This is a genomic window from Streptomyces sp. NPDC050211 (genome assembly GCF_040656035.1).
Classification (GTDB): Bacteria; Actinomycetota; Actinomycetes; order Streptomycetales; family Streptomycetaceae; genus Streptomyces.
Genome location: NZ_JBFALC010000141.1, coordinates 1 through 7,784 on the forward strand (window position 1 = coordinate 1; position 7,784 = coordinate 7,784).

Below are 7,784 nucleotides of genomic sequence, written 5' to 3' on the forward strand. Positions count from 1 at the left end.
CGCCAGGACCCCGTCCGGGCGGCACTGCTCGGCATGCGGCTGCTGCCGCCCCCCGTCGGGGGCCGCTTGGCGGGCGTCGAACGGCGGCTCGCCGCCCGCGCCCGCACGGCCGGGCCCACCGCCGCTGCGTCCGGTACGGCGCGGGTGCCGCCACCCATCGGGCGGACCGTCCGTCCGGTGCCCGGCCGGGTACTCCATCTGGTCACCAACGGGCTGCCGTTCAAGCACGCCGGCTACACCGTGCGCACCCAGAAACTCGCCGAGGCCCAGCGGGCGGGCGGACTCGATCCGCACGTGGTCACGCGCGTCGGTTTCCCGGTGGCGCAGGGCGTGCTGGACGCGCGCCCGCTGCAGATCGTGGGCGGCGTACCGCAGCACCGGCTGCTGCCGTCGCGGCTGCCGTACGGCCAGGACGCCGTGCTGGCCCGCAATGCCGAGCTGGCCGGGCGGCTGGTGGAGCGGCTGCGGCCCGCCGTCCTGCACGCGGCCACCGACCACGGCAACGGACGGGTTGCCCTCGCGCTGCGCGAGGCCTACGGGTTGCCCGTGGTCTACGAGGTGCGGGGCTTTCTGGAGGAGACCTGGCTGACGCAGACCCCGGGCCGCGGCCCGGACGACCCGACCTACCGCACCCGGCGCGCGCTCGAGACGTACTGCATGCGCGAGGCCGATCTGGTCCTGACCCTGGGCGCGGCAATGCGCGCCGAGATCGTGGCCCGTGGAGTGCCCGAGGAACGGGTCCTGATCGCGCCGAACGCGGTGGACGACGACTTCCTGGCCCCGCTGCCGGACGGAGCGCCGCTGCGCGCCCGCCTCGGCATCGCGCCGGACGACCTCGTCGTCGGCACCGTCAGCAGTCTTACTCCATACGAGGGAATCAGCACATTGCTCCATACGGGTGCCGAGCTGCGCCGCCGCGGGGTCCCCGTGCGGCTGCTGATCGTGGGCGACGGTCCGGAGCGGGCGGCGCTGCGGGCACTGGCCGTCCGGCTCGGTCTCGGAGGCGGCGGCGCCCTGTTCACCGGACGGGTTCCGCACGACCAAGTGCGGTCGTATCACGCGGTGTTGGACGTGTTCGCGGTACCGCGCACCGACGAGCGCGTCTGCCGTCTGGTGACGCCACTCAAGCCGGTCGAGGCGATGGCGAGCGGGCTGCCGGTGGTGGCCAGCGATCTCGCCGCGATGAGGGAACTGGTCGAGCCCGGCACAAGCGGTGAGCTCATTCCTTCCGCATCACCACAAACTTGGGCGGAAGTTATCGAAGGGCTGTTTTATTCTCAAAACCGGCGAATTGAAATGGGGATGAACGCCCGCTCGATCGTCGCGCGGGCCCGTACCTGGAGCCGGGTCGCCGCCATGACCCGCGATGCCTATCGCGCGCTTGGATGCCGACTCCCGCCCTGAAAGCCGGGTGAACCCGTATGCAGGTCGACGAGACCGAACCGCTCGCAGAGGTGAACCAACCGCTCGGGGACGAAGAGGAGGCCGACGACGTCGAACTCGCGGTGCTCGGGCTCGGCTACGTCGGGCTGCCCCTCGCTCGGGAGGCCGCCTCGGTCGGCCTGAGAGTCGTGGGGCTCGACCGGAACGCCGACGTCGTCAGCGCGCTCAACGCCGGGCGCTCGCACGTCGACGACGTGTCCGACGAGGACGTCCGCCGCATGCGGGCGGCAGGATTCACGGCGTACACGGACGACCGCTGTCTCGCTCGCGCGCAGAATGTGGTCATCTGCGTGCCGACCCCGCTGGGCGAGGACGGGGGCCCCGATCTGAGCGCGGTGACCGACGCCACCCGGACGATCGCCCGCCGGCTGCGGCGCGGGCAGCTCGTCGTCCTGGAGTCGACCACCTACCCCGGCACCACCGAGGAGATCGTCCGCCCGCTGCTGGAGGAGTCCGGGCTGCGCGTCGGCGAGGACTTCGCCCTGGCGTTCTCACCGGAGCGCATCGATCCCGGCAACTCCGCGCACCAACTGCGCGACACCCCGAAGGTCGTCGGCGGCTGCACCCCGTCCTGCGCGGCACGCGCCGTCGCCTTCTACGGCAAGCTCGTCGACACCGTCGTCCAGGCGAAGGGCACCCGCGAGGCCGAACTGGCCAAGCTCATCGAGAACACGTACCGGCACGTCAACATCGCCCTGGTCAACGAACTGACCATCATCAGCCACGAGTTGCACGTCGATGTCTGGGACGCCATCCGCTGCGCCGCCACCAAGCCGTTCGGCTTCCAGGCCTTCAGACCCGGCGCCGGAGTGGGCGGCCACTGCATCCCCATCGACCCCAACTACCTGTCGTACAAGGTGCGTTCCTCGCTCGGCTACGAGTTCCGCTTCGTCGAGCTCGCCCAGGAGATCAACCGCCGGATGCCGGAGTACGTCGTGCGCCGCGCCCAGGACCTGCTCAACAGCGTCGGCAAGCCGCTGCACGGCTCTCGGGTGCTGCTCATGGGTGTCACCTACAAACCCGACGTGGCCGACCAACGCGAGTCGCCCGCGGTGCCGGTGGCCCGGCTGCTGCGGGAACGAGAGGCGGAGATCTCCTTCCACGACCCCCATGTGCCCGAGTGGTCCGTCGACGGCGTGGCCGTCCCCCGTGTCGGCGACGCCATCGCGGCCGCGCGGGACCACGACCTGACGATCCTGCTGCAGGACCACTCGGCCTACGACCTGCCCGCCCTCGCCGACGAGGCCCGACTGCTGTTCGACACCCGGGGGCGGATCTTCCGGCCGGGGATCGAGGAGCTCTAGGCAGCTCCTCCGCACGGCCGCGTCCCACGGAGTTGAAAGGCGCCTTATGCGGATACTCGTCGTCACCGTCGTGCACCACCCCGAGGACGCCCGCATCCTGCACCGGGAGACAGCGGCCCTGAGGGATCGCGGCCACGAGATCGTCTACGCGGCCCCCTTCACCGCCCGCTCCGTGGCGCCGCGGCCGTACGTCGAGGGTGTGGACCTGCCGCGGGCCGCGGGCCGCAGCCGCAGCGCGGCACTGCGTGCGGCCCGCGGCCTGCTCGCCGAACGCGGGCCCGAGGTGGATCTGGTGCTGCTGCACGACCCCGAACTGCTGCTGGCTCTCCCCGGCACCCTGCGTCGGTGGCGGCGCACCGGCCGGCCCCCGGTGACGGTGTGGGACGTGCACGAGGACACGGCGGCGGCACTGGCCATGAAGGGCTGGGTGCCGGGGCCGTTGCGCCCGCCCATGCGCCTCGCGGTGCGCGCGGCGGAGCGCCTGGCGGAGCGCCGGCTGCGTCTGCTGCTCGCCGAGGACGCCTACCAGGCGCGCTTTCGCCGCTCCCATCCGGTCGTACCGAACCTCGCCGTCGTTCCGTCCGCCGTCCCGGCTCCGCCCGGCGACGACCGGGTCGTCTACGTGGGGCATCTGTCACAGGCTCGCGGCGCGCTGGACCTGATCGAGACGGCCCGGCTGCTCGGCCCGTCCTTCCGGATCGACGTGATCGGCGCGGCGGATCCCGACGTACGCGAGGCGCTCGCCGAGGCCGACCGCGACGGTGTCCTGCGCTGGCACGGCTTCCTGCCCAACGACCGCGCCCTCGCCTTGCTGGCCGGCGCCACGGCCGGCCTCTCCCTCCTCCACGACCAGCCCAACTACCGCCACTCACGCCCCACCAAGGTCGTCGAGTACATGGCTCACGGCGTCCCCGTCGTCACCACGCCGACCCCGCTCGCCGCCGAACTCGTCCGGGGCCACGGCTGCGGCCTCGTCGTCCCCTACGAGGACCCGGCAGCGGCCGCGGCCGCGATACGGCGCCTGAGCGGAGATGCCGAACTGCGGCTGCGCGCCGCGCTGCGGGGGCGCGACGCGGCCCTCACCGACCTCAACTGGCCCGCGCGCGCAGGCGAGTTCGTCGAGTGGCTGGAGAAGTGGGTGGCGGAGTCGGCAGGGTCCCGGAGCGGCCGGCTCACCCGCCCAGCCGTACCGGTATCTCCTGCCAGCCGAACGCGATGAAGGACGGCACCTGCCGCAACGCGCCCTCGTCCACGGCAAGTTCCAGCCCGGGGAAGCGGGCGAAGACCGCGGGCAGGGCGGTGAGGGCCTCCATACGGGCGAGGGGTGCGCCGATGCATCGGTGCACACCGATCCCGAAGGACAGATGGTCGTCGGCTCCACGCCCGGCGTCGAAGGTGCCGGCGTCGGGACCGTAGTGCGCGGGATCGAGCCCGGCGGCGGCGTACGTCGTGATGATGGCGTCCCCGGCGGGGATGGTGACGTCGCCGACGGTCAGGTCGGTGACGGCGAACCGCAACGGCAGCGAGGCGATGGACGGGTGGACCCGCAGTGTCTCCTCGACGACCCCCTCCCAGCCGAGCGTCCCGGACCGTACGGCGGCCAGCTGCTCGGGATGCGTCAGCAGGGCGACGACCGCGTTGCCGATGAGGTTGACGGTCGTCTCGAAGCCTGCGCCGATGACCAGCAGCAGTGTGTAGAGCAGTTCTTCGTCGCTGAGCCGGTCGCCGTCCTCGTCCCGCACCCGGATCAGTTCGGTGGTGAGGTCGTCCCCGGGGTGTGCGGTGCGGTGGGCGATCAGCGCGGGCAGCACGGTGCCGATCTGCTGCTGAACGAACGCGGCGTGTTCCGGGCTCGGGTCGGACGTGTCCATGATGGCCGCGATCAGCGTGCCGGTGGCGTCCCTCAACTCCTCTGGGACACCGAACAGTTCGCAGATCATCCGCATGGGCAGCGGATGCGCCAGCCCTGCCTTGAAGTCGACCACGGAACCGTCCGCGCCCACCTGCGCAAGGCCGTCGAGCAGCTCCGCCGTGATCGCCTCCACCCGCGGGCGCATCGCCTCGGTGCGTCGGTGCGTGAAGCTCGGCGAGACCAGCTTGCGCAGGCGCGCGTGATCGGCACCGTACGTCGAGAGCATGTTGACCACGCCCACCCAGCCCAGAACCCAGCCCCAGGAAGGGTGTTCGCCGATCTGAGGCCACAACTTCCAGTGCAACCGGGGATCCCTGCTGACCTGCGGGTCGAGGATCAGTTCCTTGAGCGTGTCGTAGCCGGTGGGCGCCCACGCCGGGATGCCTCCGGGCAGCTCCACGGGGACGATCGGGCCGAGGGCGCGCAACCGGGCGCTCTCGGCGGGGATGTCGGCGCCGAACGGGTCGAGAGCGATGCGGTCGGTGACGGTCACGACGGATCTCCTGGCTGGTCGGGGGAGCGGGGGCTGAACCGGACGGGCAGCGAGGTCAGCGAGCGGTGAAAGGGCCCGGGCCGCCAGGTCAGTCGCTCACGGGGCAGGACCGGCCGCAGATCGGGCAGCCACTGCGTGAGCTGTTCGATCGCCTCGGTGGCGATGAGCAGCGTGTGCTGCTTGACCGGGCAGGCGTGCGGGCCCGCCGACCAGGACAGATGCGAGGCGTCCTGGGGGTGGCGGCCGTCGGCGCGCTCCCGCTCGGCGAAGTGCGCGAGCGCCCCGTACGAGATCACGACCGGCACCGCGGCCCTGATCCACGCCCCATGGAAGGTCCCGGCCCTGCGGGCGTAGTGGATGCCGTAGTTGGCCAGGGGCGTCTCGTGGTGCAGCACCTCCACCACCGCGTCCATCACGGGACGGGCACCGCTGGTCAGGGTCGAGTAGTAGAGCGGGTTCCCGAGGATCCGGGACAGCGCGTTGGACACCAGGTTCGCCGTCGGTTCGTGTCCGGCACCGAGGGTGAGGAACACCTGCCAGGTGACCTCCTCCGGAGTGAGCCCGGCCGGATGGTCGAGGAGCCGGCTCGGCAGGTCGTCGCCGCGCTGCTCGGTCTTGGCGGCGATCAGCTCCATGACGTAGCCGCCGAACTCCGCCTCGCCCTGCGCCGCTTCCGCGCCGCCCTCCATCATCCGGCCCAGCGCCGCGTCGAGCCGGTCGCTCTGGCTGTCCGGCAGCCCGAACAGACTGTTGAACACCAGCGCCATCAACGGCCGCGCGAACTCGCCGACCAGGTCCGCCTCGCCCTGCGGCCCGAACCGGCTCACCAGCACATGCACCGCCCGGTGGACACGGGCGCGCAGGTCGTGCGGCTCGATCCCGTCGAAGGTGTCGATCAGTGCGGTGCGGTAGCGGAGATGGGCCGCCCCGTCCGCGAACAAGGAGTTGGGCCGCCAGCGCATCATGCCGAGCACCGGCGAGTCGTCGGCCACGGTCGCCTCCCACGGCCGCGGATCGTGCGAGAACGTGTCCGTGTCGTGCAGCAGGTCCAGGGCGGCCCGCCGGTCGGTGACGACGTACGCCGGTACACCCGGGGCGAGTTCGGCCCAGCCGACCGCGCCCTGGGCGCGCAGGGCGTCGTAGTAGCCGTAGGGATCCAGCGCGAAACCGTCCTCCCACAGCCGTACCGGCGCGGAGAGGGAGAAGGCCTGCTGGGCGGAGGGATAGGTGGTCACCGGTGCTCCGGGGGGTGGCGGTCGATCAGGTGCTGGACCAGCGCGAGCAGCGCGTCGATCGAGGAGTCCGCGTCCCGCGCGTCGCACACGATCATCGGGGTCGTCGGCTCCAAGTCGAGGGCGGCGCGCAGCTGTTCGTCGGTGTAGTGGCGGGGAGCGTCGGGGAAGGCGTTGAAGGCGACCGCGTACGGCAGCCCGGTCTCCTCGACCAGGCCGAGCACGTCGAACGACGCGTCGATCCGGCGGCTGTCCACCAGGACGAGCGCGCCGAGCGCCCCGTACGCGATGTCGTCCCACAGCGAACGGAACCGCTCCTGCCCAGGCGTGCCGAAGAGATAGAGGACGATGCCGTCCGGCAGGCTGATCCGCCCGAAGTCGATGGCGACGGTCGTCGTCGACTTGTCCTGAACGCCGGCGAGATCGTCCGTCTGCGCGGATGCCTCGCTGAGCGGCTCCTCGGTGTGCAGCGGCCGGATCTCGGAGACGGAGTCGATCAGGGTCGTCTTGCCCACCCCGAAGGGCCCGGCGACGAGGATCTTCACCAACTCGCGGGCGGTCTCGGGCAAATGGGTGCGGCTAGTCGTGCTTGAGGGCGCGGAGGCCATCGGCCACTCTCTTCAGCAGGTCGGGGGCGAACCGTTCGGCGGGCGGGATCGGCGGGCGGGCCAGCGCCAGGCCCCGGTCGACGAGATCGGCGGCCAGCACTCGCACCGCGGACACCGGCAGCTCCAGCAGGGCCGCGGCCTCCACCACGGTCAGCGATCCGCCGTCCAGGGCGTCCAGCAGGGCCAGTTGAGCGGCGGGCAGGTCCGCGGGCGCGGGTGCTCCGCTGCCGGTGAGCACCGTCAGCCGCTCCAGCTGGGGGCGGCTCGGCCGGGCCACGCCGCCGGTCGACAGATATGCGGGTACGAGGGGACGGCCGCCACGCCGGCCGGTCATACGGACGCGTCGCCGTCGGTTCCCCGGGGCGCGGCCGCCATCGCCTTCTCGCCCAGCCGCGCCACCTGCGAATGGACACGGTGCGCGAGCAGATCGAGGCGCACCTCGCCGTCCCCGTACGCGGCCACGCACGTGCCGTGATCCGTCGGGACGATGAGGACATAGCCGTGGTCGGACTCGATGACGACCTGCCGTACCTCCGCCTGGTCCCGGTCGGCGAAGGCCGCCGCGGCCGTCCGGCACGCCCCCTGGACGGTGCTGGTGATGGCGGCCACCCGCTCGGCCGATGGCTGCGCCAGCGCGTCCGTGTACCCCTTCACCAGCCCGTCCCGCGTCAGCAGGACGGCGGCCACGACATGCGGTACCTGGAGGATCGGCTCCAGCACCCATGCCGTCTCGCCCGCATCGCGGCTGGTCATCGCGCCGCTCCCCCCTCGTGGTCGGTCTGTTCGGTCTCG

General features: G+C 72.1%; 8 protein-coding genes. 3 read left to right on the plus strand and 5 right to left on the minus strand.

What is annotated here, in order from left to right; genetic code table 11:
- The 3 genes from AB0I98_RS49170 to AB0I98_RS49180 form a co-directional block, all read left to right on the plus strand.
- The coding region (locus AB0I98_RS49170) for a glycosyltransferase family 4 protein (protein WP_362952947.1) at positions 1-1,404 on the plus strand (1,404 nt) is incomplete at its 5' end.
- 17 nt (positions 1,405-1,421) lie between these two features.
- Positions 1,422-2,747 carry a nucleotide sugar dehydrogenase gene (locus AB0I98_RS49175; RefSeq protein ID WP_362952949.1) on the plus strand — a complete coding sequence of 442 codons (1,326 nt, stop codon included), beginning with the start codon at positions 1,422-1,424 and terminating at the stop codon, positions 2,745-2,747.
- 46 nt (positions 2,748-2,793) lie between these two features.
- A complete protein-coding gene (locus AB0I98_RS49180; RefSeq protein ID WP_362952951.1) occupies positions 2,794-3,966 on the plus strand; it encodes a glycosyltransferase in 1,173 nt (390 codons plus the stop codon).
- On the opposite strand, the gene AB0I98_RS49185 is transcribed toward AB0I98_RS49180, so the two are convergent.
- From AB0I98_RS49185 to AB0I98_RS49205, 5 genes are read right to left on the minus strand one after another with little or no spacing between them, the layout of a single operon-like run.
- Positions 3,920-5,152: a cytochrome P450 gene (locus AB0I98_RS49185; RefSeq protein ID WP_362952953.1), complete on the minus strand. Its 1,233-nt coding sequence runs from the start codon at positions 5,150-5,152 to the stop codon at positions 3,920-3,922. The two genes, AB0I98_RS49180 and AB0I98_RS49185, sit on opposite strands and share 47 nt — an antisense overlap.
- A complete protein-coding gene (locus AB0I98_RS49190; protein WP_362952955.1) occupies positions 5,149-6,387 on the minus strand; it encodes a cytochrome P450 in 1,239 nt (412 codons plus the stop codon). The genes AB0I98_RS49185 and AB0I98_RS49190 overlap by 4 nt, the downstream gene beginning before the upstream one ends.
- Positions 6,384-6,992: an ATP/GTP-binding protein gene (locus AB0I98_RS49195; RefSeq protein WP_362952957.1), complete on the minus strand. Its 609-nt coding sequence runs from the start codon at positions 6,990-6,992 to the stop codon at positions 6,384-6,386. The genes AB0I98_RS49190 and AB0I98_RS49195 overlap by 4 nt, the downstream gene beginning before the upstream one ends.
- A complete protein-coding gene (locus AB0I98_RS49200; RefSeq protein WP_362952959.1) occupies positions 6,964-7,326 on the minus strand; it encodes a DUF742 domain-containing protein in 363 nt (120 codons plus the stop codon). The genes AB0I98_RS49195 and AB0I98_RS49200 overlap by 29 nt, the downstream gene beginning before the upstream one ends.
- Positions 7,323-7,745 carry a roadblock/LC7 domain-containing protein gene (locus AB0I98_RS49205; RefSeq protein WP_362952961.1) on the minus strand — a complete coding sequence of 141 codons (423 nt, stop codon included), beginning with the start codon at positions 7,743-7,745 and terminating at the stop codon, positions 7,323-7,325. Before AB0I98_RS49205 ends, AB0I98_RS49200 begins: the two co-directional genes overlap by 4 nt.
- Positions 7,746-7,784: the final 39 nt, after the last annotated feature.

What these genes read in the sequence shown, in the direction of transcription:
- AB0I98_RS49175 (WP_362952949.1), top strand. Translation starts at nt 1,422, where the DNA reads ATGCAGGTCGACGAGACCGAACCGCTCGCAGAGGTGAACCAACCGCTC.
- AB0I98_RS49180 (WP_362952951.1), top strand. Translation starts at nt 2,794, where the DNA reads ATGCGGATACTCGTCGTCACCGTCGTGCACCACCCCGAGGACGCCCGC.
- AB0I98_RS49195 (WP_362952957.1), bottom strand. Translation starts at nt 6,992, where the DNA reads ATGGCCTCCGCGCCCTCAAGCACGACTAGCCGCACCCATTTGCCCGAG.
- AB0I98_RS49200 (WP_362952959.1), bottom strand. Translation starts at nt 7,326, where the DNA reads ATGACCGGCCGGCGTGGCGGCCGTCCCCTCGTACCCGCATATCTGTCG.
- AB0I98_RS49205 (WP_362952961.1), bottom strand. Translation starts at nt 7,745, where the DNA reads ATGACCAGCCGCGATGCGGGCGAGACGGCATGGGTGCTGGAGCCGATC.